General features: G+C 62.2%; 31 protein-coding genes. 23 read left to right on the forward strand and 8 right to left on the reverse strand.

The features are described from left to right. Positions 1-23 precede the first annotated feature (23 nt). The gene (gene hutC / locus GTP41_RS01675; protein ID WP_229502698.1) at positions 24-743 is read right to left on the reverse strand and encodes a histidine utilization transcriptional repressor HutC; all 720 of its coding nucleotides are present in this window, start codon (positions 741-743) and stop codon (positions 24-26) included. 133 nt (positions 744-876) lie between these two features. On the opposite strand from hutC, the gene ada reads away from it, so the two are divergent. Both ada and GTP41_RS01685 read left to right on the forward strand, forming a co-directional pair. After that, the gene (gene ada / locus GTP41_RS01680) at positions 877-1,974 is read left to right on the forward strand and encodes a bifunctional DNA-binding transcriptional regulator/O6-methylguanine-DNA methyltransferase Ada (RefSeq protein ID WP_161023807.1); all 1,098 of its coding nucleotides are present in this window, start codon (positions 877-879) and stop codon (positions 1,972-1,974) included. Continuing rightward, positions 1,971-2,762: a 2OG-Fe(II) oxygenase gene (locus GTP41_RS01685; RefSeq protein ID WP_161023808.1), complete on the forward strand. Its 792-nt coding sequence runs from the start codon at positions 1,971-1,973 to the stop codon at positions 2,760-2,762. Before ada ends, GTP41_RS01685 begins: the two co-directional genes overlap by 4 nt. Before the next feature lie 40 nt (positions 2,763-2,802). Here GTP41_RS01685 and GTP41_RS01690 read toward each other — a convergent pair whose 3' ends face one another. The 3 genes from GTP41_RS01690 to GTP41_RS01700 all read right to left on the reverse strand — a co-directional run bounded on the left by GTP41_RS01690 (position 2,803) and on the right by GTP41_RS01700 (position 5,015). Continuing rightward, positions 2,803-3,441: a glutathione S-transferase family protein gene (locus GTP41_RS01690; RefSeq protein WP_161023809.1), complete on the reverse strand. Its 639-nt coding sequence runs from the start codon at positions 3,439-3,441 to the stop codon at positions 2,803-2,805. A gap of 70 nt (positions 3,442-3,511) precedes the next feature. After that, positions 3,512-4,654: a M56 family metallopeptidase gene (locus tag GTP41_RS01695; RefSeq protein ID WP_161023810.1), complete on the reverse strand. Its 1,143-nt coding sequence runs from the start codon at positions 4,652-4,654 to the stop codon at positions 3,512-3,514. Beyond that, positions 4,644-5,015 carry a BlaI/MecI/CopY family transcriptional regulator gene (locus GTP41_RS01700; protein WP_202419569.1) on the reverse strand — a complete coding sequence of 124 codons (372 nt, stop codon included), beginning with the start codon at positions 5,013-5,015 and terminating at the stop codon, positions 4,644-4,646. Before GTP41_RS01700 ends, GTP41_RS01695 begins: the two co-directional genes overlap by 11 nt. Positions 5,016-5,121: 106 nt before the next feature. On the opposite strand from GTP41_RS01700, the gene GTP41_RS01705 reads away from it, so the two are divergent. From GTP41_RS01705 to GTP41_RS01740, 8 genes are all read left to right on the forward strand, one after another. Next, positions 5,122-6,780 (forward strand): amidohydrolase, encoded by a 1,659-nt coding sequence (locus GTP41_RS01705; protein WP_161023811.1) that lies wholly within the window; start codon positions 5,122-5,124, stop codon positions 6,778-6,780. 167 nt (positions 6,781-6,947) lie between these two features. Then, positions 6,948-8,654 (forward strand): urocanate hydratase, encoded by a 1,707-nt coding sequence (gene hutU / locus GTP41_RS01710; RefSeq protein WP_161023812.1) that lies wholly within the window; start codon positions 6,948-6,950, stop codon positions 8,652-8,654. Positions 8,655-8,757: 103 nt separating this feature from the next. Beyond that, positions 8,758-10,299, forward strand: coding sequence for a histidine ammonia-lyase (hutH, locus tag GTP41_RS01715; RefSeq protein WP_161023813.1), 1,542 nt, complete (start codon positions 8,758-8,760; stop codon positions 10,297-10,299). Between the two features lie 10 nt (positions 10,300-10,309). Then, entirely contained in the window at positions 10,310-11,098 is a 789-nt protein-coding gene (gene hutG / locus GTP41_RS01720; RefSeq protein ID WP_161023814.1) for an N-formylglutamate deformylase, read from the forward strand. Further along, complete coding sequence (locus GTP41_RS01725; protein WP_161023815.1) at positions 11,095-12,462, forward strand: formimidoylglutamate deiminase; 1,368 nt, start codon at positions 11,095-11,097, stop codon at positions 12,460-12,462. Before hutG ends, GTP41_RS01725 begins: the two co-directional genes overlap by 4 nt. After that, on the forward strand, positions 12,459-13,043 hold the full coding sequence (locus GTP41_RS01730) for a HutD/Ves family protein (RefSeq protein ID WP_161023816.1): 585 nt from the start codon (positions 12,459-12,461) through the stop codon (positions 13,041-13,043). The genes GTP41_RS01725 and GTP41_RS01730 overlap by 4 nt, the downstream gene beginning before the upstream one ends. Positions 13,044-13,047: 4 nt before the next feature. Further along, complete coding sequence (gene hutI, locus GTP41_RS01735; protein WP_161023817.1) at positions 13,048-14,301, forward strand: imidazolonepropionase; 1,254 nt, start codon at positions 13,048-13,050, stop codon at positions 14,299-14,301. A gap of 1 nt (position 14,302) precedes the next feature. After that, entirely contained in the window at positions 14,303-16,009 is a 1,707-nt protein-coding gene (locus tag GTP41_RS01740; RefSeq protein WP_371867242.1) for a glycine betaine ABC transporter substrate-binding protein, read from the forward strand. Here the strand turns inward: GTP41_RS01740 and GTP41_RS27010 are convergent. The 4 genes from GTP41_RS27010 to GTP41_RS01755 all read right to left on the reverse strand — a co-directional run bounded on the left by GTP41_RS27010 (position 15,963) and on the right by GTP41_RS01755 (position 18,277). Next, complete coding sequence (locus GTP41_RS27010; protein ID WP_202419570.1) at positions 15,963-16,121, reverse strand: hypothetical protein; 159 nt, start codon at positions 16,119-16,121, stop codon at positions 15,963-15,965. The two genes, GTP41_RS01740 and GTP41_RS27010, sit on opposite strands and share 47 nt — an antisense overlap. Positions 16,122-16,366: 245 nt before the next feature. Beyond that, a complete protein-coding gene (locus tag GTP41_RS01745; RefSeq protein ID WP_161023818.1) occupies positions 16,367-16,849 on the reverse strand; it encodes a GNAT family N-acetyltransferase in 483 nt (160 codons plus the stop codon). Continuing rightward, a complete protein-coding gene (locus GTP41_RS01750; protein ID WP_161023819.1) occupies positions 16,846-17,787 on the reverse strand; it encodes a DMT family transporter in 942 nt (313 codons plus the stop codon). Before GTP41_RS01750 ends, GTP41_RS01745 begins: the two co-directional genes overlap by 4 nt. Positions 17,788-17,839: 52 nt before the next feature. Then, positions 17,840-18,277 carry an Mpo1 family 2-hydroxy fatty acid dioxygenase gene (locus tag GTP41_RS01755; protein ID WP_161023820.1) on the reverse strand — a complete coding sequence of 146 codons (438 nt, stop codon included), beginning with the start codon at positions 18,275-18,277 and terminating at the stop codon, positions 17,840-17,842. Positions 18,278-18,418: 141 nt separating this feature from the next. Between GTP41_RS01755 and GTP41_RS01760 the strand changes: the two genes are divergently transcribed. From GTP41_RS01760 to GTP41_RS01820, 13 genes are all read left to right on the forward strand, one after another. Further along, on the forward strand, positions 18,419-19,027 hold the full coding sequence (locus GTP41_RS01760; RefSeq protein ID WP_161023821.1) for a PH domain-containing protein: 609 nt from the start codon (positions 18,419-18,421) through the stop codon (positions 19,025-19,027). A 7-nt stretch (positions 19,028-19,034) separates the two neighbouring features. Continuing rightward, on the forward strand, positions 19,035-19,976 hold the full coding sequence (locus tag GTP41_RS27760; protein WP_161023822.1) for an NUDIX domain-containing protein: 942 nt from the start codon (positions 19,035-19,037) through the stop codon (positions 19,974-19,976). Continuing rightward, positions 19,973-20,470, forward strand: a complete 498-nt coding sequence (locus tag GTP41_RS01770) for a DNA-deoxyinosine glycosylase (protein WP_161023823.1) — start codon at positions 19,973-19,975, stop codon at positions 20,468-20,470. Before GTP41_RS27760 ends, GTP41_RS01770 begins: the two co-directional genes overlap by 4 nt. Before the next feature lie 62 nt (positions 20,471-20,532). Next, positions 20,533-20,907, forward strand: coding sequence for a hypothetical protein (locus tag GTP41_RS01775; RefSeq protein WP_161023824.1), 375 nt, complete (start codon positions 20,533-20,535; stop codon positions 20,905-20,907). 53 nt (positions 20,908-20,960) lie between these two features. After that, entirely contained in the window at positions 20,961-21,350 is a 390-nt protein-coding gene (locus tag GTP41_RS01780) for a hypothetical protein (protein ID WP_200953808.1), read from the forward strand. Between the two features lie 94 nt (positions 21,351-21,444). Further along, a complete protein-coding gene (locus tag GTP41_RS01785) occupies positions 21,445-21,741 on the forward strand; it encodes a hypothetical protein (protein WP_161023825.1) in 297 nt (98 codons plus the stop codon). A gap of 1,054 nt (positions 21,742-22,795) precedes the next feature. After that, the gene (locus GTP41_RS01790) at positions 22,796-23,245 is read left to right on the forward strand and encodes a hypothetical protein (protein WP_161023826.1); all 450 of its coding nucleotides are present in this window, start codon (positions 22,796-22,798) and stop codon (positions 23,243-23,245) included. 57 nt (positions 23,246-23,302) lie between these two features. Continuing rightward, positions 23,303-23,995 (forward strand): hypothetical protein, encoded by a 693-nt coding sequence (locus GTP41_RS01795; protein ID WP_161023827.1) that lies wholly within the window; start codon positions 23,303-23,305, stop codon positions 23,993-23,995. Between the two features lie 3 nt (positions 23,996-23,998). Next, a complete protein-coding gene (locus tag GTP41_RS01800) occupies positions 23,999-24,331 on the forward strand; it encodes a hypothetical protein (RefSeq protein WP_229502699.1) in 333 nt (110 codons plus the stop codon). Positions 24,332-24,410: 79 nt separating this feature from the next. Next, positions 24,411-24,818, forward strand: coding sequence for a hypothetical protein (locus GTP41_RS01805; RefSeq protein ID WP_161023828.1), 408 nt, complete (start codon positions 24,411-24,413; stop codon positions 24,816-24,818). A 104-nt stretch (positions 24,819-24,922) separates the two neighbouring features. After that, a complete protein-coding gene (locus tag GTP41_RS01810; RefSeq protein WP_161023829.1) occupies positions 24,923-25,162 on the forward strand; it encodes a hypothetical protein in 240 nt (79 codons plus the stop codon). A gap of 40 nt (positions 25,163-25,202) precedes the next feature. Next, on the forward strand, positions 25,203-25,511 hold the full coding sequence (locus tag GTP41_RS01815; RefSeq protein WP_161023830.1) for a hypothetical protein: 309 nt from the start codon (positions 25,203-25,205) through the stop codon (positions 25,509-25,511). A gap of 89 nt (positions 25,512-25,600) precedes the next feature. After that, a complete protein-coding gene (locus GTP41_RS01820; protein ID WP_161023831.1) occupies positions 25,601-26,128 on the forward strand; it encodes a hypothetical protein in 528 nt (175 codons plus the stop codon). Positions 26,129-26,149: the final 21 nt, after the last annotated feature.

A 26,149-nucleotide genomic window follows, 5' to 3' on the forward strand; every position in this document is an offset into this window, starting at 1 on the left:
TGTGCGGACAACTATAGCATTGCTCAGGCTGGGACGCTCCCGCCAAATTGATAGCGATGGCCCGGGTGCCACATGGTGGCGAGCGAGGCGATGCGGCCGGCTGACTGGGTCTGGCGTTTCAGCACCAGGCAGGGCTGGCGCGCGTCCATCGCCAGCATTTCGGCGACCTCGCGCGGCGGCGCCAAGGCTTCTATGCTGTAAGTGGCGGCCTGCAGGGGCGCCGCGCGCACCAGGTACTCATTGGGCGTGATGTGGCCGAAATCCTGCGCCATATAGTCGGGCGCGCAGAGCGGGTTGACCCAGCGGTCTTCCACCTGGATCGGCACCCCGTTCTCATAGTGCACGATGACCGAGTGGTACAGCTCGTGGCCGGGCGGCAGCGCGAAGGCCTTGGCCAGCAGGTCGTTGGCCTTGGCCCGTTCCAGCAGCTGCAATACGCTGCGGTGGGCGTGGCCGCGCGCCCGCACCTCGTCGGCGATGCTCTTGATCTCCAGCAGCGTGGCCTGGTACTTCTGCGGCGCGACGTAGGTGCCGGCGCCCTGGCGCCGCGTCAGCACGCCTTCCGCCGTCAGCTCGCGCACGGCGCGGTTGACCGTCATGCGCGACACGCTGAACTGCTTGACCAGGGCTTGCTCGGAAGGGATCACGTCGCCTTCCTTCCAGGTGCCGGCGGCGATCTGCGCCAGCAGGTGATCCTTGATGCGCTGAAAAATGGGGGTGTCGTTTTGTTGTTGTTCGTCCAAACCGGGCTCCGGGCTTGTGCTCCATGCAATAGGTGTGGCGATTGTAGCACCGGGGAATTCAATAGCAAGCGGCGGAGTGCGACGGCCGGGCGGGCGGCCTAGCATGGTGGCATACTACCGAGTGGAGCCTGACATGAATCCTTATCTGACCGACAACGAGCGCTGGGCCGCCGTGCAGGCGCGCGACAGCGCGGCCGACGGCCAGTTTTACTATTCCGTGCGCACCACCGGCGTGTTTTGCCGGCCCTCCTGCGGCGCGCGCCCGGCCTTGCGCGAGAACGTGGCGTTCCACGCCAGCATCGCAGCGGCGCAGGCGGCCGGTTTCCGTCCCTGCAAGCGCTGCAAGCCGGAGCAGCCGCCGCTGGCCGAGCGCCACGCGGCCATGGTGGCGCAGGTGTGCCGTCTGATCGATGCGGCCGAGGTCGCGCCGGACCTGGACGCGCTGGCGGCGGCCGGCGGCATGAGCCGCTTCCATTTCCACCGCGTGTTCAAGGCGCAGACCGGCCTGACGCCGAAAGCCTACGCCGCGGCGGCGCGCGCGCGGCGCATGCAGGCCGGCCTGGCGGGGGAGGCCTCGGTGACCGAGGCGATTTACGCGGCCGGCTTCAATTCCTCCGGGCGCTTTTACGCCGCCACCCCCGGCGCGCTGGGCATGACGCCCTCGGCCTGGCGCGCTGGCGGGCGCGGGGCGCAGATCCGCTTTGCCATTGCCCAGTGCTCGCTGGGGGCGATCCTGGTGGCCAGCACCGAGCGCGGCATCTGCTGCATCCTGCTGGGCGATGATCCGCAGGCGCTGGCGCATGATTTGCAGGACCGCTTCCCGCAGGCGGAGTTGCTGGGCGCGCAGGCCGACTACGAGCAGGTGGTGGCGCGCGTGATCGCGTTCGTGGAGGCGCCGCAGATCGGGCTCGACCTGCCGCTCGACGTGCGCGGCACCGCGTTCCAGCAGCGCGTGTGGCAGGCCTTGCGCGAGATTCCCGCCGGCGCCACGGTCAGCTATGCCGAACTGGCAGCGCGCGTGGGAGCGCCCAACGGCGCGCGCGCCGTGGCCGGTGCTTGCGCGGCGAACGCCATCGCGGTGGCGATTCCCTGCCACCGCGTGGTGCGCAATGACGGCTCGCTCTCGGGCTACCGCTGGGGTGTCGAGCGCAAGGCAACCCTGCTGGCGCGCGAGGCCGATGCCGACGCCCGCACCGCCGGCACCCATGCGCCGGCGGAGGCCGTGGCATGACGGGCGACCTGTTCGCAGCGCCCGATGCCAGCCCTGCGTCCCCTGCGTCGATTGCGCCAAGCGCGCGCGCGATAGCCCGGCAGACCGCCGCCGCGCGCCCGGACGCTTTCGACTGGGCGCGCATTGCCGCTGACCTCGATGAATTCGGCTGTGCCTTGGTGCGTGGGGTGCTGGCGCCGCAAGCGTGCGCGCAGTTGGCGGCCGGCTTTGCGCGCCAGGAACTGTACCGCAGCCGCGTCATCATGCAGCGGCACGGTTTCGGCAAAGGCGAGTACCAGTATTTTCGTTATCCGCTGCCGGACCTGGTCGCGGGCCTGCGCGCCGGCATGTACCCGCCGCTGGCGGAAATCGCCAACCGCTGGTACGCCAGCATGGGCCTGGAAGCGCGCTTCCCGGCGGCGCATGCCGACTTCATCGCCCGCTGCCACGCCGCCGGCCAGCTGCGTCCCACGCCGCTGTTGCTGCAATACGGCGCAGGCGACTACAACTGCCTGCACCAGGACCTGTACGGCGAGCATGTGTTCCCGCTACAGGCGGCTTTCCTGCTGTCGCAACCGGGGCGCGATTTCGAGGGCGGGGAGTTCGTGCTGACCGAGCAGCGCCCGCGCATGCAATCACGGGTGGAAGTGCTGCCGCTGCAGCAGGGCGACTGCGTTATCTTTCCCGTCTTCCACCGCCCGGTGCAGGGTGCGCGCGGCAGCTACCGCGTGAACATGCGGCATGGCGTGAGCCGCCTGCGCAGCGGCCACCGGCATACCTTGGGCATCATCTTCCACGACGCCCTGTGAGGTGGAAGGGGCCGCGGATCGAGGCCCCTTCCCTATGTCCTTACGGGAGTTCCGCCGACGAATGCGGGTCGATGGCATAGGGGTGATGCTCAGCGTAGAAGCCGGCTTGCGCGCGAATGCGCTCCAGCCAGGCGCAGACGTGCGGGAACTCGCGCAGTGGCAGGCCCGCCTCGTCCGCGCGGTGGGTGTAGGCGAACAGCGAGATGTCGGCGATGGTGTAGCTGTCGCCGCAAATGAAAGGCCGCTGCGCCAGTTCGCGCTCCAGGATCTGCAGCGCGCGCAGGCCGCCGGCGCGCCGCATTTCCACCAGCGCCGCCGGGCGGCGCGCCAGTTTGCCCGTCATGGTCCAGTGACGCAGCGAGGCGATATTCAGCACATAGTCCTGCTCAAACGACATCCACTGCTGCACCTTGGCCGCCGCAAAGGCATCGGAAGGCAGATAAGGCGTACCGGTCGCCAGGTAGGTGAGGATGGCGTTGGACTCCGCCAGCACGCGCCCGTCTTCGAGCTGCAGTGCTGGCACGGCGCCGGTGGGATTGATGGCCAGGTAGTCCGGATGCTGCCCTGCACCTTCAAAGATGCTGACCATCTCGGTGCGATACGGCAGGTCGAGATGCGACAGCAGCAGCCGCACCTTGTAGGCGTTTTGGGAAGGCAGGTAATCGTACAGCGTCATCATGGCAGGACTCCTTTGGTGAAAACACCGATTGGACCAGCTGCCACGTTTCACCACACTCCGCTTCTTGCGCCTACTTGACTTCCGTCACGCGCATGGCCCCCTCAAAGTTCTTGCCCGCGCCATCCGATACGCGGAATCTGCCACGCTCACCGTTCGCCATGCCCAGGGTGAAGCTGTTCAACTCCGTATCGCCCACGCTTACTTTGGTCTTTACCCGCACCTCGGTTCCCTTCGGCTCGACGACAAAGCTGGCGCTCCAGGCATCCGCGCCCTGGCCCACTTTCACGCTGCCCGGCCCGCCCGCATCGACCAGCAGGGCCGGCGTCGCACCGCCCACTTCCAGCTGGATGTAGTAGCGCTTGGCGACAGCTGTATCGGCATGGGCGGACAGGCCGGCCACGCTGGATGCGGCCAGCAGCAGCGCTGCGGCCAACTTGCCGCCTAGGCGGCGGGCAGAGGATACGGTTGATTTCAACTGCATGATTCTCTCCTTCAGTGGATGGACGGCCTGCCATTGGCAAGCCAGGGGAAGCCCCTGCGCCGCCAGCTGCGTTTTCAGCATGGCGTTGGCGTAGGTGGCGGCCTGCCCGTGCCGGCGCAGGACTGCTTCGTCGCAGGACAGCTCCTGGTCGAGCCGGAAGCGGGCCGCCGCGAGATGGATCAGGAGATTGCACCAGGCCAGGCATTGCAGCAGGGCGCACACGGTATTGGCCAGCAAGTCGCCGCGCTCGGCGTGGATGCGTTCATGCGCCAGCACCAGGCGCCGCTCCGCCTTGTCGTAGTCGCGCCGGAAGGTGGCCGGCAGCACCAGTCGCGCGCGCCATACGCCCAATAGCAGCGGGCCGCCTTGCCACGGCGTGTGCCGCAGGCTGCGCTGGAAGGTCCACTGGCGCCAGGCCATCCAGCTGGCCATGAGCAGGGCGCCGGCCAGCCAGGCGGCCAACAGGATGGAACTCCAGTCGGTCACCGCGGCATGGGTGATTTGCGAGGCCTCGGCGGAGGAGACGGCTGGTGCAGCCAGCGGCAGCGCGGCGAACTCGATGCGGCCGCCTTGCGGCACCAGGGCTGCCAGCATGCAGGCTGGCACGCAAGCCCATGACAGGTAGGCGCTGCCGGCGCCGCACAGGCGGCGCAATGCCGGACGAAAAAGCAGTACCAGCGCGCTCGAGGCTGCACTGGCCAGCAGAAAGCGCAGCAGCCAGTCACTTGTCATTTTCCAGGTCCTTGACGAGTTTTTTCAGTTCCGCGATATCGGCTTTACTCAAAGCCTTGTGCTGGCTGAAGTGCGCCACCAGCGGCGCCAGGCGGCCGTTGAACATGCGGTCGAGGAAGCCCTGGCTTTCGGTCGCCAGCCAGTCCTCGCGCGCCAGCAGCGGCGCGTACAGGTAGCGCCGGCCTTCCTTGCGGGCGCTGAGGGCGCCTTTGTTCAGCAGGCGATTCAGCAGGGTTTTGATGGTGGCATCCTGCCAGCCCTGGCCCGCCAGCGCGGCGCACACCTCCTCCGCCGTTTGCGGATGGCGCTCCCACAGCACTTGCATCACCTGCGCCTCGGCTTCACTGATCTGGATGGTCATAATCATTTACATGTGTAATCGATGGCGAATGATTACACGTGTAAATGAACGAGTCAACGGGTACACTCTGCAAATTCTTGCTTTTGAATTCGAAAGGACTGGACCCATGCACTTCCGCCGCACTTTGCTGGCCACCGCCGCCCTGGCTGTCGCCGCCACCGCCAACGCCGGTACCATGATCGAGAATGCCAATGGCTATACGCTGAATGCCAAAGGCCAGCTGGTGCAGTTCAAGGCGCTGGCTTTCGACGACAGCGGCAAGCTGGTCGCGGTCGGCAGCGCGAAGGCAGTGGCGGCTAAAGCCAAAGGCTTCAAGCGCGTGGACGTGCAGGGCAAGACCGTGCTGCCAGGCCTGATCGACGCCCATGGCCACGTCTTCGGCCTGGGCGAAGTGGCCACCAGCGCCGACCTGTATTCGCCCGCGTCGCTGCAGGCGGCGCAAGCCTCCATCGCCAAGTTCGCGCAAGCCAATCCGCAGCGCAAATGGGTGATCGGCAAAGGCTGGAACCAGGAGATCTGGAAGCTGGGCCGCTTCCCGACCGTGGCCGAACTGGATGCGGTGGTAGGCGACCGCCCGGCCGCGATGGAGCGCATCGACGGCCACGCCATGTGGGTCAACAGCAAGGCGCTGGAAGCCGCCGGCATTACGCGCGACACCCAGGACCCGGAGGGCGGCAAGATCGAGCGCGACGCGCAGGGCAACGCCACCGGCATCCTGGTCGATACCGCGATGGATTACGTCTACAAGATCCTGCCCAAGCCGACCGACGCCGAGGCGCGCGCCATGCTCGACGGCGCACTGGGCATCCTGTCCAGCGTCGGCCTGACCAGCGTGCACGATGCCGGCGTCGACGTCGGCTCCGACCGCCTGTTCCGCGCCTACGCCGACCAGGGCAAGCTGACGACCCGCGTGTACGCCATGATCGGCGACGTGGGCGCCGACTTTGACCAACTGGCCAAGAGCGGCCCGCTGAAAAGCTATGGCGGCGAGCGTTACGCACTGTCCGCCGTCAAACTGTATTCGGACGGCGCCCTGGGCAGCCGCGGCGCCGCCCTGGTGCACCCGTACAGCGACGCCCCGCATACGCGCGGCTTGCTGTTCAACACCGACGCCGCCATCGGCAGCAAGATCGAAAAAGCGATGAAGGCCGGCTACCAGGTCAATGTGCACGCCATTGGCGACGCCGGCAACAAGCAGATCCTGGACAGCTTTGAAAGGCTGGGCAAACAATACCCGCTGGCCGCGCGCCGCCACCGCATCGAGCACGCGCAGGTGGTGCAGCTGTCCGACATCCCCCGTTTCAAGCAGCTGGCCATCGTGCCGTCGATGCAGCCGACGCACGCCACGTCCGACCAGAACATGGCCGAGCAGCGAGTGGGCCCGCAGCGCATCAAAGGCGCCTACGCCTGGCACACCTTCCTCCAGCAAGGCAGCCGCATCGCCTGCGGTTCCGATTTCCCGATCGAATCGCCCAACCCGCTGCACGGCATCCACGCCGCCGTCACGCGCCAGGATATGCAGAACGTACCGACCGGCGGCTGGTACAAAGAACAGGCCATGACGCTGACCGAAGCGTTCCGCTGCTTCACCCTGGACGCCGCCTGGGCCGCGCACCAGGAGCACGCCATCGGCAGCCTGGAGCAGGGCAAGTGGGCCGACTTCATCATCACCGACCGCGACCTGTTCAAAGTCCCCGCCGAAGAGATTGGCAAGATCGGCGTCCTCGAAACCTGGGTCGGCGGCAAGCAAGTTTTCCGTAAATAAGATTCGGGGTCAGGTCTGGCAATCGGACAAAAGATGCCCTTGGGCATCTTTTGTCCGATTGCCAGACCTGACCCCGAATTTTTTATTGACTCAGTTGTCTATACAACTTAAGCTGTGAAAATGCGCGGGCCTGTGCAGGCCTGCTATCACCAACTTGAGGAGATGACATGAGCACCCAGCACCTGGACAACGATCCCCGTTACGACGCCACCCGTGATATCCGCGCCCCGCGCGGTACGGAGATGAGCTGCAAGACCTGGGGCGCCGAAGCCGCTTTCCGCATGATCCAGAACAACCTGGATAAGGAAGTGGCGGAGAATCCCAAGCACCTGGTGGTGTACGGCGGCATCGGCCGCGCGGCGCGCAACTGGGAGTGCTATGACCAGATCCTCGCTTCCCTGAAAAAGCTGGAAGCTAACGAAACCCTCTTGATCCAGTCCGGCAAGCCGGTCGGCGTGTTCCAGACCCATGAGGATGCGCCGCGCGTGCTGCTGGCCAACTCGAACCTGGTGCCGAAGTGGGGCACCTGGGAGCATTTCAATGAGCTGGACCGCCAGGGCTTGTTCATGTACGGCCAGATGACCGCCGGTTCCTGGATTTACATCGGTACCCAAGGCATCGTGCAGGGCACCTATGAAACCTTCGCCGAGGCGGGCCGCCAGCACTTTGGCGGCGACCTGAAAGGCCGCTTCGTGCTGACCGCCGGCCTGGGCGGCATGGGCGGAGCGCAGCCGCTGGCGGCGACTTTCGCCGGCGCGGTGTCGCTGAATATCGAGTGCCAGCAGTCGTCGATCGATTTCCGCCTGCGCACCAAGTACCTGGACAAGCAGGCCGCCAACATCGACGAGGCGCTGGAGCTGGTGAAATTCCATACCGAGCGCGGCGATGCGATCTCCATCGGCCTGCTGGGCAATGCGGCCGATGTGCTGCCGGAGCTGGTGAAGCGCGCCAAGGCCGGCGGCATCATGCCGGACCTGGTGACCGACCAGACCTCCGCGCACGACCTGGTGAACGGCTACCTGCCGCAAGGCTGGAGCGTGGCGCAGTGGAAGGCGGCGCAGGCCGACGCGGCGCAGCATGCCAAGCTGGTGGATGCGGCGGCGGCTTCCTGCGCGGTGCACGTGCAGGCGATGCTGGACTTCCAGGCGCTGGGCGCCAAGGTGGTCGACTACGGCAACAATATCCGCCAGGTGGCGTTCGACAAGGGCGTGAAGAACGCGTTTGATTTCCCGGGCTTTGTGCCGGCTTACATCCGTCCGCAATTCTGCGAGGGCCGTGGCCCGTTCCGCTGGGTGGCGCTGTCGGGCGATCCGGAGGATATCTACAAGACCGATGCCAAGATCAAGGAGCTGTTCCCGCACCACGCCAACGTGCATCGCTGGCTGGACATGGCGCGCGAGCGCATCGCCTTCCAGGGCCTGCCGGCGCGGATCTGCTGGCTGGGCCTGGGCGAGCGCCATATCGCCGGCCTGGCCTTCAATGAGATGGTGAAGAACGGTGAACTGAAGGCGCCGATCGTGATCGGCCGCGATCACCTGGATACCGGTTCGGTGGCGTCGCCCAACCGTGAAACCGAAGGCATGCGCGACGGTACCGATGCGGTGTCCGATTGGCCGCTGCTGAATGCTATGCTGAATACTGCCGGTGGCGCGACCTGGGTGTCGCTGCACCACGGCGGCGGCGTGGGCATGGGTTACTCGCAGCACTCGGGCGTGGTGATTGTGGCCGACGGCACCGAAGCCGCTGCCAAGCGCCTGGCGCGCGTGCTGGTCAACGACTGCGGTTCGGGCGTGATGCGCCATGCGGATGCCGGCTACGAGAGCGCCATTGAATGCGCCAAGCGTAACCACCTGAACCTGCCGATGATTAAGTAAAACCGGCACTTGCCCTGCGGCCGCCGCGTACATGGTGCCTGACCCTGTGGGTCAGGCACCGGTTTACCGGTTTGAAAAGCAAACGAATACGAGAAGCGAAACTATGACCCAACTGACCCTGAATCCTGGCAAACTGACCCTGACCGACCTGCGCGCCGTGTGGACCGCCCACACCCCGATCGCGCTGGCGAAAGAAGCCTACGCCGCCGTGGAAGCCTCCTGCAAAGCCGTGCAGGACATCGTCGCCAAGGGCGACGCCGCCTACGGCATCAACACCGGTTTCGGCCTGCTGGCCAAGACCCGCATCCCGGACGATAAGCTGGAACAACTGCAGCGCAACCTGATCCTGTCGCACTCGGTGGGCACCGGCGAGCTGATGTCCGACGAAGTCGTGCGCCTGCTGATGCTGACCAAACTGAGCTCGCTGGCGCGCGGTTTCTCCGGCATCCGTCCGATCGTGATCGATACCCTGATCGCGCTGTACAACGCCGGCATCATGCCTGCCATCCCGGCCAAAGGTTCGGTCGGCGCCTCCGGCGACCTGGCGCCGCTGTCGCACATGACCCTGGCCATCCTGGGCGTGGGCGACGTGCGCGTGAAGGGCGAGCTGGTGCCAGCGGCCGTCGCGCTGAAAGCCGCCGGCATCGCCCCTGTGGTGCTGGCCGCGAAAGAGGGCCTGGCGCTGATCAACGGCACCCAGGCTTCCACCGCGCTGGCGCTGCACGGCCTGTTCATGGCCGAGCGCCTGCTGGAAGCGGGCATGGTCACCGGCTCCCTGTCGCTGGACGCGGCTAAGGGTTCGGATTCGCCGTTTGACGCGCGCATCCACGAAGTGCGCGGCCAGCCGGGTCAGATCGCCGCCGCCGGCATCTACCGCGAACTGGTGTCGGGCAGCGCGATCCGCGCTTCGCACCTGGTGGGCGACGAGCGCGTGCAGGACCCGTACTGCCTGCGCTGCCAGCCGCAAGTGATGGGCGCCTGCTGGGACATCATCGCCAACGCCGGCCGCACCCTGCTGATCGAGGCCAATGCCGTCACCGACAACCCGCTGATCTTCCAGAACGCCGACGGTCCTGTCGTGGTTTCGGGCGGTAACTTCCACGCCGAGCCGGTGGCCTTCGCCGCCGACACCCTGGCGCTGGCGATTGCGGAAATCGGTTCCATCTCCGAGCGCCGCATTTCGCTGCTGATCGACGCCACCTTGTCCGGCCTGCCGCCGTTCCTGGTGCGCGACCCGGGCGTGAACTCCGGCTTCATGATCGCCCACGTCACCGCTGCCGCGCTGGCGTCGGAGAACAAGTCGATCGCGCATCCGGCCTCGGTCGACACCATTCCGACCTCGGCCAACCAGGAAGACCACGTCTCGATGGCCACCTACGGCGCGCGCCGCCTGCACGATATGGCGCAGAATACCGCGGTCATCCTCGGCATTGAACTGCTGGCCGCTGCCCAGGGCATCGACTTCCACCGTCCGCTGAAAACCTCGGCGCAACTGGAGCATGTGCACGCCCAGCTGCGTTCCAAGGTACCATTCTTCGACGCCGACCGCTTCTTTGCGCCAGACATCGAGGCAGCCAAGCAAATGGTGGTGAACGGTGAGCTGAGCGCCACCTGCAAGAGCTTGTTCAGCGCCCTGCATCCGTAAGGAGGGTTACATGGATTACCGCTTCAACGCAGGCAGTATTCCCTTGCTGGTGTCGATGCCCCACGTGGGCACCGACATCCCGGACGATATCGCCGCCGGCATGGCGCCGGCGGCGACCGAAAAGGCCGACACCGACTGGCACCTGGTCAAGCTGTACGACTTCCTGGGCGCGCTCGGCGCGTCCACGCTGTCGGCGCGCTGGTCGCGCTATGTGATCGACCTGAATCGTCCGCCGGAAAACACCAACTTGTATCCGGGCCAGGACACCACGGGCCTGTGCCCGCTGGACACCTTCCACCGCGAGCCGCTCTATCTGGAAGGCCGCCAGCCCGACCAGGCCGAGGTGCAGCGCCGCCTGGCCGCCTACTGGCAGCCTTACCACGCGCAATTGCGCGCGGAGCTGGACCGTTTGCTGTCGATCCACCGCAAGGTGGTGCTGTGGGACGCCCACTCCATCGCCTCCATCGTGCCGCGTTTCTTCGAAGGCAAGCTGCCCGACCTGAATTTTGGTAGCGCCGACGGCGCCAGCTGCGATGCCGCCATGACCGAAGCGATTGCCGGCGTGGCGCGGCGCGACGAGCGCTACACGGTGGCCGTCAACGGCCGCTTCAAGGGCGGCCACATCACGCGCTTCTACGGCAAGCCGGAGCAGGGCGTGCATGCGATCCAGCTGGAGATGTGCCAGTCCACCTATATGGACGAGACGGCGCCCTTCGGCTATCGCGCAGACCTGGCGGCCGACGTACAGCCGCTGCTGCGCCAGCTGGTGCAGGCCGCTGCGGACTGGGTGCGCAAATGAAGGCCCTGTTCGCACACCACGCGCTGTTGCCGGAAGGCTGGCGCAAGAACGTTCTGCTGCAATGGGACGAGCGCGGCAACTTCAGCGCCGTGCAAGCCGATGCCGTGGCGGCGCCCGGCCTGCCGAGCGCGCGCCTGGTCATGCCGGGCATGGTCAACCTGCATTCGCACGCCTTCCAGCGCGCGTTGGGCGGGCTGACCGAGTTCGCGGGCGAGGCCAAGGACAGTTTCTGGACCTGGCGCGACCTGATGTACCGCTTTGCGCGCAATATCACGCCGGAGCAGATGGAGGCCATCGCCGCCCAGCTGTATTCCGAGTGCCTGCGCCACGGCTACACCTCGATGTGCGAATTCCATTACGTGCAGCGCGCGCCAGACGGCAGCATGTACCCGCAGGCGTCGGAAACGGCGCAGCGCGTGATTGCCGCCGCGCGCCAGACCGGCATCGGCATCACCATGCTGCCTGTGCTGTACTCCTACGCCGGCTTTGGCGAGCAGCCTTTGAAGCCGGAGCAGGCGCGCTTCCGCACCGATGCGCGCGACGTGCTGAAGATCATCGGCGAACTGGAACCCCTGCGCGACGCGCAGGTGGAAGTGGGCGTGGCGCCGCATTCGCTGCGCGCCGCCTCCGTGGCGCAGATCAAGGAAGTGCTGGCGCATTTGCCCAAAGCGCGCCCGGTGCACATCCACATCGCCGAGCAGCAGGGCGAAGTGCAGCAGTCGCTCGATTTCAGCGGCAAGCGCCCGGTGCAGTACCTGTACCAGCAGTTGCCAGTCGATGCGCGCTGGTGCCTGGTGCACGCCACGCACCTGACGCCGGACGAAGTCACGGCCATTGCCCAAAGCGGCGCCGTGGCGGGGCTGTGCCCGACCACCGAGGCCAACCTGGGCGACGGCCTGTTCCCGCTTGAAAGCTTCCTGGAGCAGGGCGGCCGGATCGGCGTGGGCAGCGACAGCCATGTCTCGCAGAGCGCGGTGGAGGAGCTGCGCTGGCTGGAATACGGCCAGCGCCTGTTGCACCAGCGCCGCAATATCGCCGTCTCGGGCAGCGAGCGCCGCGTGGGCGACTTCCTGTGGCAGGCCGCCTTGCAAGGCGGGGCGCAGGCGGCGGGCCGTCCGGTGGGCGCACTGGCCGCCGGCAAGCGCGCCGACCTGATAGTGTTGGATGATGACCACCCTAATCTTGATGGAATCGACGCCGCCGACGTATTGGGGTGCTTCGTTTTCAGCGGAAATGATAATCTTGTCAGGGATGTGATGGTCGGCGGCCACTGGGTGGTGCGCGGCCGGGAGCACGCGGCGCAACAGGCCATCACCGCGCGTTTCAAAAAGACACTGGCCGAACTGCGCGAGCTACGAGCATGACCCAAATCATCCAGTATGCAAGCCTGCACACCACGCCCTGGAAGAACGGCGGCGGCAGCACCACGGAACTGTGCGTCATGCCGCCCGGCGCCAGCTTTGACGCGTTCGAATGGCGCATTTCGCTGGCCACCATCGCGCACAGTGGCCCGTTCTCCGTCTTCCCCGGCATCGACCGCACCCTGACCCTGGTCGAGGGCGGCGGCGTGGTGCTGGATGTGGGCAATGAGCGGCGCGTGGCCTTGTCCGAGCGCGAGCCGGTGATCGCCTTCCCGGGCGAGAGCGTGGTCAGCGCCACGGTGGAGGGGGCGCCGACCACCGATTTCAACGTGATGACGCGGCGTTCCATTTGCAACCATCAGCTGGAACGGCGCGTGGTGCGCGACTTTTCCACCCTGGAGCGGCGCAGCCCGACCACCGTGGTATTCCTGGCGGAAGGCGAGAGCCTGAACCTGGCCAGCGCCAGTGAGCGCATTTCGCTGGTGCGCTATGATGCGGTGGTGCTGGACAAAGATGATGTGTGGACGCTGGAAGCGGGCCATGCCACCGTGTTCATTGTCGATATTTTCCCGAACGAAGAGTAAAAACATGGCAGTAGAGTGGGATCTGTTGATCACCAACGTGCACCTGGCCACCATGGTGGGCGAGGGCTATGGCGAGATCCGCGATGCGGCGATCGCGGTCGACAACGGCCGCATCGCCTGGATCGGCCGCCGCGAGGATGCGGCGGCGGCGGGCAGCGCGGAGCTGGAGCATGATGCCGGCGGCTGCTGGCTGACCCCGGGCCTGATTGATTGCCATACGCACGTGGTCCACGCCGGCAACCGCAGCGACGAATTCGAGGCGCGCCTGAACGGCGCCACCTACGAGGATATCGCGCGCGCCGGCGGCGGCATCATGTCGACCGTGCGCGCGACCCGCGCCGCTTCCGACGAGGAGTTGCTGCGCCAGTCCTTGCCGCGCATCGCGGCGCTGCTGGCGGAGGGCGTGACCACGCTGGAGATCAAGTCCGGCTACGGCCTGTCGCTGGAGTCCGAGGCCAAGATGCTGCGCGTGGCGCGCCGCGTGGGCGAGGTGATGCCGGTTTCGGTGGCCACCACCTTCCTCGGCGCGCATGCCTTGCCGCCTGAATTCAAAGACCGCGCCGACGATTACGTGGACGCGGTGATCGCCATGATCCCGGCGCTGGCGGGTGATGGACTGGTGGATGCGGTGGATGCCTTCTGCGAGCGCATCGGCTTCAGCGCAGCGCAGACGGAGCGCATCTTTGCCGCCGCGCGCGCGCATGGCTTGCCGGTCAAGCTGCACGCGGAGCAATTGTCCGACCAGGGCGGCGCGGCGCTGGTGGCGCGCTACAAAGGCCTGTCGGCCGACCACCTGGAACATCTGACGGCGGACGGCATTGCCGCCATGGCTGGCGCGGGCACGGTGGCGGTGCTGCTGCCGGGCGCTTACTACTTCCTGCGCGACACCACGCCGCCGCCGGTGGCCGCCTTGCGCGCGGCCGGGGTACCGATGGCGGTTGCCACCGACAATAATCCCGGCACATCGCCGATGACGTCCCTGCTGCTGGCCATGAATATGGTGTGTACCTTGTGGCGCCTGACGCCGCTCGAAGCGCTGGCCGGCTGCACCGTCCACGCCGCGCGCGCGCTGGGCCTGCAGGGCGAGGTCGGCACGCTGGAAGTGGGCAAGCGGGCCGATTTCGCGCTGTGGCAGATTGCGCGTCCGGCCGATTTGTCCTATGCCTTCGGCTTTAATCCTTGCGTCGCCGTGGTGAATCGCGGCGTGTGGCGCGATCCGGTCGTCGGCATTGCGCCGCTCCCGGGCGCAGGCGCCTGATTTGCTGCGCCGCGCCGCCACCGCCTTCCTGGCCCTGGCGGCGCTGGCCGTGTTTCTCGCCTCGGCGGCCCACGCGGATGCTGTGCTGCGCGTCGGTTCCAAGCGCTTCACCGAGTCCTACATCCTGGGCGAACTGCTCGCGCAAACCGCCGCGCCGCATGCACGGGTGGAGCACAAGCAGGGCTTGGGCAATACGGCCATCGTGCTGGCCGCGCTGAAGTCGGGCAGCATCGACGTCTATCCCGAATACACCGGCACCATCAGCCTGGAAATCCTGAAGCACGCCCGACCCGCATCCATCGAACAGATGCAGCGCGAACTGGCCGCGCAGGGGCTGGGCGTTGCCGTGCCGCTCGGCTTCAACAATACCTACGCGCTGGCGGTGCGCGGCGATGGCGGCGGCCCGCAGCGCCTGAGCGAGTTGGCCGCCCAGCGCGGGCTGCGCTATGGCCTGTCGCACGAATTCATCGGCCGCGCGGACGGCTGGCCAGGGCTTGCACAGCGCTACGGCATCCGTAGTACGCCGCGCGGCCTCGATCACGGCATCGCCTACGAAGCGCTGGCGCGCAAGCAGGTGGACGTGATCGACATCTACGCCACCGATGCCAAGATCAGCCAATACGGCCTGCGCGTGCTGGGAGACGACCAAGGCTACTTCCCGCGCTACGACGCCGTGCTGCTGTACCGGCTGGACGCTGCCCAGCGCTTCCCCGCAGCCTGGCAAGCCATCCGCGGGCTGGAAGGCCGCATCAGCGCCCCCGACATGATCGCCATGAACGCCGCCGCCGAGCTGCGGCGCCAACCCTTCGCCACCATCGCCCACGAGTGGCTCACCCGCCACCCGCCAGCTGCCATCGCCACGCGTCCCGGCGCCGCCCCGCAACCGTCCGATTCTGCCGCGCATTCCGTCACTGCTATCCCGCAGCCCACCGCCGGCATCGCGCACCCGGCGACCTCCGCGCAAGCAGCGGCCGCCCCGTCCGCCACCAGTGCAGACGTTGCATCCTCCGCCGGCGCTACGCCACGATCGGAAGCCGCCGCCACGCAGGCAAGCCCCAGCCTCTGGCAGCGCATGTTTGCAGACGACTTCTGGCCGCTGACCCGTCAACACATCCTCCTGGTTGCGTTGTCCGTCGCACTGGCCAGCCTGATCGCCATCCCCCTCGGCATCCTCGCCGCCCATCGCCCGGCCTGGCGCGAACCCGTGATGGCCGTCGCCGGCATCCTGCAAACCATCCCCTCGCTCGCCCTGCTGGCAATCCTGATCCCGCTACTGGGCAGCATCGGCACATTGCCCGCCCTGTGCGCCCTGTTTGTGTACGCGCTGCTCCCCATCGTCCGCAACACCTGCACCGGCCTGAGCGGCATCCCCGCAGGCCAAAAGCAAGCCGCCCAAGCCCTCGGCCTGCGCCGCGCGCAAAGCCTGCGCTACGTCGAACTGCCGCTGGCCGCGCCAACTATCCTGGCCGGCATCAAGACCGCCGCCGTCATGAGCGTCGGCACCGCCACCATCGCCGCCTTCATCGGCGCCGGCGGCTACGGCGAACGCATCACCACCGGCCTCGCCCTGAACGACAACACCCTGATGCTGGCCGGCGCACTGCCGGCAGCCGTCCTCGCCCTGCTCACGCAAGGGCTGTTCGAATGGATGGAGAGGGGATTCAAAGCATCTGCAGCCGCACGCGCACCTGCTCGGCTTCGTGCGTAAGCAACTGCTCCGCCAACGCATCGTTCGCGCGCTGCGCCGCCCGCACCTGTAGCTCCCGCAGGTAGTGGCCCAGCAGGAAATGCAGGTACGCCCGATGAACGGCTTTCAACATGATCAGTCTCCGGCAAAGTAGCGGGACTATCTATTCTGCAAATTTCCCGGCAGCACCTATTGCGCTACATCAAATGTAAGGAGATCTAGCCTGTCGGTAAAAATTTGTAAGTGACCACGCAAGGGTGGGAGAGCGGGACTATATTGAAACCGTCGATTCATCTCCCCTCCCCAACTGACACCTGGGTTTCTAGTCCCTCGCCCGATCACACACGAGCCGCGAGGGATTTTTTTTGCCCGAGCGGGTCAGGCGTCCGCCAACGCCTGCAAGGCCGGCCCGGTGACACGGCACACGCGCCAATCCGGCAGCACATCCGCCCCCATCTGTTCGTAGAACTTGATGGCATTCACATTCCAATCCAGCACCGACCACTCAAAGCGTCCGCACTCGCGCTCCACCGCAATTTTCGCCAGCGCCGCCAGCATCTGCTTGCCAAAGCCCGCGCCACGGCGATCCTGCTTCACGTACAAGTCTTCCAGGTACAAACCCTTCTTGCACAGGAAGGTGGAGAAGTTATGGAAGAACAGGGCATAGCTCACCACCTCGCCCGCCTCCTCCCCCACGATGCCCTCCACGCCGGGCTTGCTGCCGAACATTTCCTCCAGCAGCATGGCCTCGTCAGCCACCACCAGGTGTTCCAGTTTCTCGAAAACGGCCAGTTCGCGGATCATGGCCATGATGGCCGCCACGTCATCCGGACGGGCAGGGCGGATAATCAAATTGCTCATACTGCTTTCTCTAAAGGTTCAGGTTCAACAACAGCCGGACGCGCCGGCAGGGAAGGGGCTTGCAACGCCCAGGCCACGCTGGCAATGCACAGCACCATGCCCGCCACCTCCATCCAGCCGGGACGGAAATTCTCCAGCTGAATGCTCATCAGCACTGACAGCACAGGCGTCACGACGCCGATATATACCGCCTTTTGCGTGCCGATACGGTCAATCAGCGTGAAATAGCAGGCAAACGCGATCACCGAGCCGAACAGCGACAGGTAGATCAGCCCGCCCCAATACGAAACCGAGCTCGGCAACGCAAAGGCATCGCCGCGCACCACGGCAAACAGGGCCACCAGCAAGGTACCCCACAACATGCCCCACGCCATGCTCAGCAGCACATTCGATTCCTGCTGGCGCACTTTGACCACCAGGGTATTGCCCACCGTGCTCGCAATCGTCGCACCCAGGGCCAGGGACAGGCCGAGGATGAAATGCCCCTCGCCGCCTGCCAGCACATCGCGCAGCGACTCGGCAATTGCATGGTAGAACAGCAAGATCACGCCGCCCACCGCCACGCTGCCAGCGGCCCAGGTGCGCCAGGTCAGCGGCGTGCCGAAGGCAAAGCGGCTCAGGATCGGGTTCCAGAACACCATCAGGGCGAACAGCACCGCCACCAGGGCCGACACCACATACTGCTCCGCAAAATACGTGCCGATATAGCTCAGGCCAAAGCTGCAGCAGCCTTGCAGGATCGTCCAGCGCTGCGCCGCCCAGGGCAGGCGCAGCTTGTCCCCGCGCAGCAGGCACCAGGCAAACAGCACGCTGGACGCCATGGCAAAGCGATAAACGATGGAAACGGTCGGGGCGACGTGGCCCAGTTGCAAGGTGATGGCCCAGAAAGTGGAACCCCAGATCAGGCAGGCAACGACAAAGAGAAAGGGAGAAGGCATCCCGCCAGTATAAGTGTTTCTTTAGGGCAGCGCAGGGCGCCGCCCCGGTCCCTCAGTAAGCCAGCTTCAGGCGGCGGTACAGCACCCCCAGCACGAATAACGGCCCGATCAGCAGGAAGCGCAAATCATCGAAAAACGAAGGCTTCTTGCCCTCGATCTTGTGGCCGATGAACTGGCCGATCCAGGACAGCACAAAGATCACAATGCTGAGCGGCAGTACCGCGCCCGGCGGCAGGGCGGCCAGCACCGCCAGCATGAACGCCGCCATCAGCAGCATGCCCAGCGCGAAATTGCGCGACAGCTTAAAGTAGTAGACCATGGACGCCGCAGCGCCGGCCAGGGCCAGCAGCGGATGGATGGCCCAGATCAGGCCCAGCAGGCTGAACACGATCAACGGCACGCAGGCGCAATGGATCGCCTCGTTGGTCGGGTCGAGATGGCTTTCGCTGTATTTGGCCAGCAGGGTATCGATGGCACGTGCATCAGGCATTATGTCGGTCTCCGTGTGATTATTTGTATAGCACTACCGTTCGATTCTACACGCGATCGGTATGGACGCACATTTGCATAAATGCTAATCTTGCCGGGCACATTGCACCCCGTCCCGGCCGGTTGCCGAAGGAGACAAGACATGTTTAAGAGACTGGCCGCAGAGGCCCTGGGTATCAGCGATATCGGCGTGATTGTTTCGCCGAACGATTACGACAAGGTCGATGCGGACGATTACCTGTTCTCGGAAGACGGCGAGCAGATCTTCTTCCTGATCAAGAGCAAGAAGGACGAATACTGCTTCACCAACTTGGCCATCGTCCACGTGGACGGCGACTCCGCGGTGTCGTCCAAGCGCTCGATCAAGCGCTACGACTACAGCTCCTCCTATATCGGCAACGTCAGCATCGAAACCGCCGGCACCCTGGATATGGACGTGGAACTCAAGTTCAGCGCCGGCGACACCTTGTTCAGCATCGACGTCAAGAAATCCCATATCGAGCAGCTGAAAGACATTTACAAGGCGCTGATCTCGATCGGCAAGCAACAGCACAAGGACGCCATCGGCCGCGAGAACGCCGTGCGCGCGCTGGACGCCACCGCCTCCATGTATAAACTGAACGGCGTGCAGCCTGGCAGCAGCGTTGCCGGACAGTTCGGCGAACTGCTGGCAGCTGTCAACACGGCCATCCTGGACACGCACACCAAGCGTGACTTCAGCGATGTCTTCACCAAGTACATCCACAACTGAGCACACCATGCAAGAGTATGTCCGCGTCAAGACAGTGCAACTGCTGTCGGACGATTGGTATGTCCTGAAAAAGACCACCTTCGACCTGCGCCGGCGCGATGGCCGCTGGCAAACCATGACGCGCGAAACATACGACCGTGGCAACGGCGCGGTTGCCTTGCTGTACAACCGCGCCCGCCGCACCGTGCTGCTGACGCGCCAGTTCCGCTTTCCGGCCTACGTCAACCAGCACGACGGCTACCTGATCGAAGCCCCGGCCGGCATGCTGGATGACGCCCATCCCGAAGAGCGCATGCACGCCGAACTGGAAGAGGAAACCGGCCACAAGGTCGCCAAATTGCAGCAAGTGTTCGACGTGTTCATGAGCCCCGGCTCCGTCACCGAGCGGCTGCACTTCTTCGTCGGCGAGTACGACGCCGACTCCCAGGTCGGCAGCGGCGGCGGGCTGGAACATGAAGGCGAGGATATCGAAGTCATCGAGCTCGACGCCGACCAGGCCCTGGCCATGACCGCCAGCGGCGAAATCATGGACGGCAAGACCATCATGCTGTTGCAGTACCTGCACCTGCATGTGCTGCCGCCGCGCAGCATGCTGATCCTGATTGCCGGCCCATACCGCTCCGGCACCGGCGACGACCCTGGCCGCATGGCCGCCAATGTGGCAGCGATGGAAGCGTACGTGCTGCCGCTGTATGAACGCGGCCACACGCCTGTGCTGGGCGAATGGCTGGCGCTGCCCGTGCTGCACGCCGCCGGCTCGCAGAAGGTGGGCGACGCCGTGTACGAACAGATTTTCCATCCCCATTGCGAGCGCCTGCTGGCGCACTGCGACGCCGTGTTGCGCGTAGGCGGCGCTTCCGTCGGCGCCGACGCGATGGTAGCGCTGGCGCAGCAGCTCGGCCTGCTGGTCTACCGCAGCCTCGACGAGATCCCCGCCGTTAAGCCATGACGTTGAAGCGCTGTTTCGATCCCGTGGTGGACCACCGCACCCGGCTGCTCGTACTGGGCAGCCTGCCCGGCGACAAATCGCTGGCCGTGCAGGAGTACTACGGCAATCGCCAGAACAAGTTCTGGCTTCTTATGTCAGAGGTGATCGGCGTGGAGCTCGTTCCCCTCGACTATGCATCGAGGTTGGAAGCATTGCTGGCGCACGGCGTAGGCTTGTGGGACGTGGTTGCGGAGGCGCATCGAAAAGGGAGCCTGGACAGCCAGATCAAACAGCGCAACGACAACGACCTGCTCGGTTTGCTTGCGCGCCATTCCCAGATCAAGGCGATTGCATTTAATGGTGGGACGGCTGGGCGACTGGGACTTAAAGTGTTGGGCGCGACAGCTACTGGTTACAGTATCGTGGAACTGCCATCAAGTAGCCCAGCACATACCTTGAGTTACGCAGACAAAGCCAGGCAGTGGCGAACTTTACGTTCGGTCCTGGCTGCATAACGAATTTCCGAATCCGCTGACGACCGAAAACGGCCACAAGCAGACATCTCATTGAACCGATTTTGAAAACCCTGGTGACCATGAAACTACGCGGCATTGTGTTCGCTTCAGCAGCCGATGAAGAATTTGAAGATATGGCGCACATCTGGATGCGTGACGCGGAAACCGCTTACTGGTTTTCCCTTTCTCGTTCACTGGATTCCAACGACATTGAAGTCATGGTGTCCGACCAGCTCAACTATCGCTGCAAAGAGCTAAATGTGACGCTTTCTCGGACCGGACTTCTGATGAAGCTGAACGATTTAGCCGCAAGGGCAATGGATGGTCATCTCGAATACGCAATAGAGTTCGCCCCTGACAGTCAGACTGTTGAAGAGATCAAAGGCACTCTGGAAGTCATTTTCAAAGGGAAGTCGGGCTTGCTACTCGATTTCTAACGAAGCAAACGGCCAAAAGCTGAACAACGAATTTTATGAAACTAGAAGTCGAGATGAAGTCCCCAATCCTCGCTCCGAATGAGACGCAGGTAAGAAACGCCATAGCGCGTCTTAAAAGCTTTGGTCCGAATTCGTTCGCTTCATTAAGCGACGTTCACGGAAATTATTTGCAAGTCGCAGGTGGCGGCATTACCTGTATGCTGGAGCGTCGTGATGCGGCTACGGGCCGCCATTTTCGTGGATTCAAGCTGGAGAAAAACTCCAACTATCCAGATGGGACTCGACTAGTATTCGGGGCCGGCGAGATTGCTTTGCAATCGGATGAATGGTTTAACCATACAGAAATTGCGGAAGTATTCACCGCATTTCTTGGTGGGAATGAACTACCGCCGTTCATCAACTGGCGAGACGTGTCCGATATACTAAGTTCAAGAAGCAGGTGAGAACCCGCTGCATTCTAACCACTTCGGTGGCCTAAATTGGGCTGAACTCGGCCAAGTGCGGACCTTGATTTAATCGAAGGTATTGGAAACTGATATGGACCAGCGTGCGCTAGTTGTGCGACTTCAAACACCGTTTGCAGATTACTGCGCGGATGATGCCAGCGCACGTGATGTTATTCTTGCTGGACTGAGCTGGCCCGCTGATACCTTGGCCGGTTATTGGCAAGGCTTGGCCGTTGAATGGATTGAGCAAGGGGCGCCCATAGATGCTGAACTGGTGGAGTTCCTTAACGTGATCGCGACTGCGGAAAAGCTCTCGCAGGAACTCCGTCACAAAGCTCGGACAATAGTGCGGCGGTGGCATTCCTACGAGCACACTGTTCAGCCTTGACCACGTACGGCCAACTGCGGTCATCCATGTTATTTTGCCAATTTGAAATGCAAAACCGTTGGACAACCTAATCTTCCGCATGCGACTAGTGTCAACAGTTATACCTATCGTCTTACCCGACATTGGAAGTTTTTGTTTAGATGCAATTTCGATTGAACCATGCGGAGGTTTAGTAGGTGACACATCTTGCCTTCTGGTGAGGTATTTCGACTATCAGAAACAAGATATTGAGGGCGATAGTTTCTTTCTCACGCTTTCTGAAGCCTTGGAGTATGCGGTGGAATGTTATTCTGTTGACCGGCAGAGCTGGCGAACAGACCCGCCAAGTGAGTTGGCTTTTCCAGAGGATATGTTTGCAGAGGCGCTCAAGCGACATGTTGCATCCTTGGGCCCCAAAGAACCATAATTCAATAACCATCCCATTAATCAGCCAGACGACCTCCATGCCGCACGCTTTGGACACCGTTTATCGAACAAGTTAAGGCGTAGGCGGCAACGGCCACTTGCGGACACCTGGTGCCAACGACCATAACTCGATCTAGGTTCCTGGTCGATGGCCTGCCGATGTTATTTCGCATGCGCTGATGTTATATTGCCAATTTGCGATATACACCCCTTGGGATGCAGAGCGATGTATGTAATTGACTGCCGTGATGTTCAATCGTTCGAAGATCTAATCGACAAATTCAACAAGGGCTTCATTGAATCTGTCGGGGGCAAATGGAATGGGCACCTGGATGCTTTGAATGATTACCTATCTTGGCCGGACAAAGTCCCTTACGAAATGGTGATCTTGGGATCGGAGCATTGTTCGAGGACCCTGGATTTCAGAGTTAGTGAGCGTCACGAGAAGGCGATCTGGCCGCTCATTGTGGATATACTTCGTGCAAACTCGGATTGCGTGCATATGAAATTCAAGTAGGAAGCGCCCGACCATGCGCTCCTCAGGTTGCCTTCGTCCGCCAGTGAGCTTTGACCTTAAAGCGCTGACGGAGTTCGGCCAGCAGCTGCCGTTCCGCCAGTCGAACCGAGATCTATCACCTCTTATTTTGCGATGAGCCAACCGAGCATCACCCAATTGCCAGAACTCTGGGAGCGAGACGGCTCCCTTCGAGACGTTTATCTCACCGGTGTTGATATTCACGGATGGGAACGGTTCATTCAATATGCGTCTGCATACAGACTTACTTATAAGGCTGATGGAGAAGACGCAGCTTTCCCTGGATTGGGGGAAGTGTTTCGTCGCATTGATACGAGCCATTGCCTTTCGATTTGGATCGATGATGTTTCTGTTAACTGCCACTTCTTCCAAGATGATGAAATTGAGCTCGACGTCGATCCTGGCGAAATCCTTGGAGAAACCGAACATGCGGCGCTACTAAAGTTTGTGGCCGGCGCATCGAACGCCGTTGGTGTAAGTGCGATAATTACGCCAGAAGGCTCCCAGGGTTCGCCATTTCTGGCGTTTGATACAAAGCGACAGACCTGGAAAATTCAGGGGTAAGTACATTCGGCCATAACCGGGCAGTCGCCTAATAATGCATCAATTCGCTACATCAAGATGAATATTCAAAAGTTCGCCACGGTTTCGAAGACTTCATTCGTCGTTGGATTATTGGCCTGTGCAGCTTCTGTGTTGGCTGCCGAGCCCAATGATCAGCTCCGCAATGCCGCACTCCGTGTTATGGAAGGACGAGCCAGCGTATACGCAACCCTAAATCGTTGTGACGCCGTTTTTCGAAAAGCGGGCCTCGATTCGCGCTATGTCAAGCAATTCTGGGATTCCCGGCGGTTCGAGGTTTTTGAAGGCGTTCGAATAGCTTTAGCGGCTTCGATGATCGATTCAGAATTCCCCTCGCTTCCTAGTCAGGATGGGGGCGGCAACGTCTCCTTCGAACAATGCGAGAGTTTGGTAAGAAACGACGCTCCGGGGAAACTCGATATTGAAGGTGTGTCCACTGACGATCTGCAATCCATGGTGGCCGCCTACCAAGCCACTCGGCCCGATCCGCGTGCTAGGCGTGACCGTAGTCTATTCAATGACTGCATCAAAGCCAATTTCAATTCACGACAAACCGATTTTGCTGTTGCAAATGTAAGATGCATATGCGTTGGTATGGCGATGAGCAGCGTCCCGCAGGATCAACTCGACGAATGGCTCGCTCGGGTTCATAGCGGCGAAGCACTGCCAATGCAAAAGCAATCGTGGTTTGACGCATTGGCGCCCAAACTACAGGCATGTTATACCCGATAAAGGATGGCATTGGCAGCCAAGTCGCCGGCAGAGGCCGGCCAAGACCAGTCGTCGCGGGCGGATTTTGAAACATCAGAAGGATCAATGTTCGTGGGAATTGAGTACAAAATTAAGTTTGTCATGCCGATGGATTTCGACCCGTCGGCATTGCTCAGAAAGTTACCGAGCCCAATTGAGCGCTCTGCTATGGCTGAGATTTACAACTACGCGGTTGAATCGGACGGATTCTATTTTGTCGACCATCTGGTGAATCGGGAGATTGCCTCCGTCGCGCTGCGATTGTTCATTGACGAGGCTCTAACCCATTCGCCGTCGATCCAGATCATCGAACCATGAAAGCTTGTGACGTGCCTTAACGGCCACGAGCGGCCTCTCCGAGGGTAAATGTAATGGTGCCACCGATCCTGCAATTCAAATGAATGAACCACGTTACACACCTGAGGAATTTACACGTCGTTCAGGTAACGCCAAAATTGATACGGAGCTTCGCCGATGGCTACGTTCCCAAGCTGTGCCGCAGCGCATAGGATTTATAGAAGCGCTTTTTCCTCAAAACTATAGGTACGCGCTCTCCCTCGTCAGGTCATCCCAACTCCCGATTGAAGAAGTTACCCGGTTGCTGCAGCATTGGCTGACTTCTGCAAGCCATAATTGTAGTCAAGGCTTAATCGAAGGGCTCATCCCAATGCTTGGCGAAGCAAGATTTTGGGATATCGCAGCGCAAACGGAATTAACGCCGGCGATGGCTGACTTCTTAAATTACCATAGCCACGGTAAACTCGATCGTTACAAAGAAGCCGCAACTTCGGCGGGGCGGCAATAAGCGGCCAATAACGGACCACCACTTATACCCACTATCAAATGACCGTAGAAGCTGTACAGACCGTTGAAGTTGCGTTCTCTGACAGGATGTTGAGAGTTCGGCTCGTGAGCAGCGGTAAGCCGTGGTACCAGACAGTGAACTACACTGTGACAGGAGTCGAGTGGCACAACGATATAAGCGCTTTTTGGTTTGATATGAAAAACCATAATCAATGTGCCACCTGGTTCTCTGATGTTCTCGAAGAGATTGAAAACGAAATAGATGTGCGATTACAGGTCACTGCAACGACTTGGACCAACGTTCCAGATGAGGTAAGACGTGCATTTGAATTAGCCACGGTTTGACCGAAGTCGGCCAGAACCCGACACCTGAACATGAGGGAAAATGGAAACTGATTTCGAGATCACATGTAATGCCTTTGTAAGCAAAGAAGTTGACCGTCTCGCTCGACTTTCCCCGTGCGAGTTGATGCAACTGACTCAAAAGGGTGTGGAAGTAACTGTCGCAGATAAAACAGCTAAGCTTTTTCATCACATCGTAGATTTTGGTGACACCCGACAAATCGGGGTGATACTTCTATTCACAAGTAAGCTGGGCTTCGGTGGGCGGCAATTTCGAGGTGGTGTCAGAGTTCAATTGCGCAGCGAACGCATTTCCGATGCCGAAGCGGCTGAACTGTTCGACTTTCTGTAGAACCAGTATCCGACTGTGTTCGGCCAACAGCAGCCGTTGCGCATGCTGGACATTTAGACGAATATTTCAACTCTTAGGATTTGCTGGGCATGCTTGCCACTGAACTAGAAAAGTCATTGCGCCAGTCGTTGCGTTCCGCAGGGCAGCAACTGAAAGATTTGGACGCGCTGGGTGCACTGCGTTTTGTTACTGAACATTGGCAATCGACCGAAGTTGATGGCCTAAGGCCAATGCAGGGTGATGGCTTGGTAGCCTATTTTGAGCTACTGAATAGGGGACGAGGTTCTGTTCTAGAATTCGGAATTAATCGTATCTTGCGCTTCCCGCCAATTGACGGTGCGAATTTCTGGGAGTGGGCCCCTGGCTATAAGCTCCGCCTCTCGCTTACTTACAAGCCGCCCCTTGAGTTCTTTCAACTCAATGCGGCTAAGTCGGTTGTCGATTGCTGGAGTAAGGCTGATGTCCTGACTTTTATTGATGAACTCAAATCACTACCACTGTTTAAGCTCGTAAACCAACTTGAGCTGGATGCCTCTAGCATTAGCTTCACTGAGTGCGACAGCCCGCCAACCGAAGCTAATCACGCCACCAAGGGGCTGACATGGGCCAAAGCTTGAAATCACTTGGTTCCGTAGTCG

It is taken from the genome of Pseudoduganella guangdongensis, from assembly GCF_009857475.1.
GTDB lineage: Bacteria > Pseudomonadota > Gammaproteobacteria > Burkholderiales > Burkholderiaceae_D > Rugamonas > Rugamonas guangdongensis.

What these genes read in the sequence shown, in the direction of transcription:
- ada (WP_161023807.1), top strand. Translation starts at nt 877, where the DNA reads ATGAATCCTTATCTGACCGACAACGAGCGCTGGGCCGCCGTGCAGGCG.
- GTP41_RS01685 (WP_161023808.1), top strand. Translation starts at nt 1,971, where the DNA reads ATGACGGGCGACCTGTTCGCAGCGCCCGATGCCAGCCCTGCGTCCCCT.
- GTP41_RS01690 (WP_161023809.1), bottom strand. Translation starts at nt 3,441, where the DNA reads ATGATGACGCTGTACGATTACCTGCCTTCCCAAAACGCCTACAAGGTG.
- GTP41_RS01695 (WP_161023810.1), bottom strand. Translation starts at nt 4,654, where the DNA reads ATGACAAGTGACTGGCTGCTGCGCTTTCTGCTGGCCAGTGCAGCCTCG.
- GTP41_RS01700 (WP_202419569.1), bottom strand. Translation starts at nt 5,015, where the DNA reads ATGACCATCCAGATCAGTGAAGCCGAGGCGCAGGTGATGCAAGTGCTG.
- GTP41_RS01705 (WP_161023811.1), top strand. Translation starts at nt 5,122, where the DNA reads ATGCACTTCCGCCGCACTTTGCTGGCCACCGCCGCCCTGGCTGTCGCC.
- hutU (WP_161023812.1), top strand. Translation starts at nt 6,948, where the DNA reads ATGAGCACCCAGCACCTGGACAACGATCCCCGTTACGACGCCACCCGT.
- hutH (WP_161023813.1), top strand. Translation starts at nt 8,758, where the DNA reads ATGACCCAACTGACCCTGAATCCTGGCAAACTGACCCTGACCGACCTG.
- hutG (WP_161023814.1), top strand. Translation starts at nt 10,310, where the DNA reads ATGGATTACCGCTTCAACGCAGGCAGTATTCCCTTGCTGGTGTCGATG.
- GTP41_RS01725 (WP_161023815.1), top strand. Translation starts at nt 11,095, where the DNA reads ATGAAGGCCCTGTTCGCACACCACGCGCTGTTGCCGGAAGGCTGGCGC.
- GTP41_RS01730 (WP_161023816.1), top strand. Translation starts at nt 12,459, where the DNA reads ATGACCCAAATCATCCAGTATGCAAGCCTGCACACCACGCCCTGGAAG.
- hutI (WP_161023817.1), top strand. Translation starts at nt 13,048, where the DNA reads ATGGCAGTAGAGTGGGATCTGTTGATCACCAACGTGCACCTGGCCACC.
- GTP41_RS27010 (WP_202419570.1), bottom strand. Translation starts at nt 16,121, where the DNA reads ATGTTGAAAGCCGTTCATCGGGCGTACCTGCATTTCCTGCTGGGCCAC.
- GTP41_RS01745 (WP_161023818.1), bottom strand. Translation starts at nt 16,849, where the DNA reads ATGAGCAATTTGATTATCCGCCCTGCCCGTCCGGATGACGTGGCGGCC.
- GTP41_RS01750 (WP_161023819.1), bottom strand. Translation starts at nt 17,787, where the DNA reads ATGCCTTCTCCCTTTCTCTTTGTCGTTGCCTGCCTGATCTGGGGTTCC.
- GTP41_RS01755 (WP_161023820.1), bottom strand. Translation starts at nt 18,277, where the DNA reads ATGCCTGATGCACGTGCCATCGATACCCTGCTGGCCAAATACAGCGAA.
- GTP41_RS01760 (WP_161023821.1), top strand. Translation starts at nt 18,419, where the DNA reads ATGTTTAAGAGACTGGCCGCAGAGGCCCTGGGTATCAGCGATATCGGC.
- GTP41_RS27760 (WP_161023822.1), top strand. Translation starts at nt 19,035, where the DNA reads ATGCAAGAGTATGTCCGCGTCAAGACAGTGCAACTGCTGTCGGACGAT.
- GTP41_RS01770 (WP_161023823.1), top strand. Translation starts at nt 19,973, where the DNA reads ATGACGTTGAAGCGCTGTTTCGATCCCGTGGTGGACCACCGCACCCGG.
- GTP41_RS01780 (WP_200953808.1), top strand. Translation starts at nt 20,961, where the DNA reads ATGAAGTCCCCAATCCTCGCTCCGAATGAGACGCAGGTAAGAAACGCC.
- GTP41_RS01785 (WP_161023825.1), top strand. Translation starts at nt 21,445, where the DNA reads ATGGACCAGCGTGCGCTAGTTGTGCGACTTCAAACACCGTTTGCAGAT.
- GTP41_RS01790 (WP_161023826.1), top strand. Translation starts at nt 22,796, where the DNA reads ATGAGCCAACCGAGCATCACCCAATTGCCAGAACTCTGGGAGCGAGAC.
- GTP41_RS01795 (WP_161023827.1), top strand. Translation starts at nt 23,303, where the DNA reads ATGAATATTCAAAAGTTCGCCACGGTTTCGAAGACTTCATTCGTCGTT.
- GTP41_RS01800 (WP_229502699.1), top strand. Translation starts at nt 23,999, where the DNA reads ATGGCATTGGCAGCCAAGTCGCCGGCAGAGGCCGGCCAAGACCAGTCG.
- GTP41_RS01805 (WP_161023828.1), top strand. Translation starts at nt 24,411, where the DNA reads ATGAATGAACCACGTTACACACCTGAGGAATTTACACGTCGTTCAGGT.
- GTP41_RS01815 (WP_161023830.1), top strand. Translation starts at nt 25,203, where the DNA reads ATGGAAACTGATTTCGAGATCACATGTAATGCCTTTGTAAGCAAAGAA.
- GTP41_RS01820 (WP_161023831.1), top strand. Translation starts at nt 25,601, where the DNA reads ATGCTTGCCACTGAACTAGAAAAGTCATTGCGCCAGTCGTTGCGTTCC.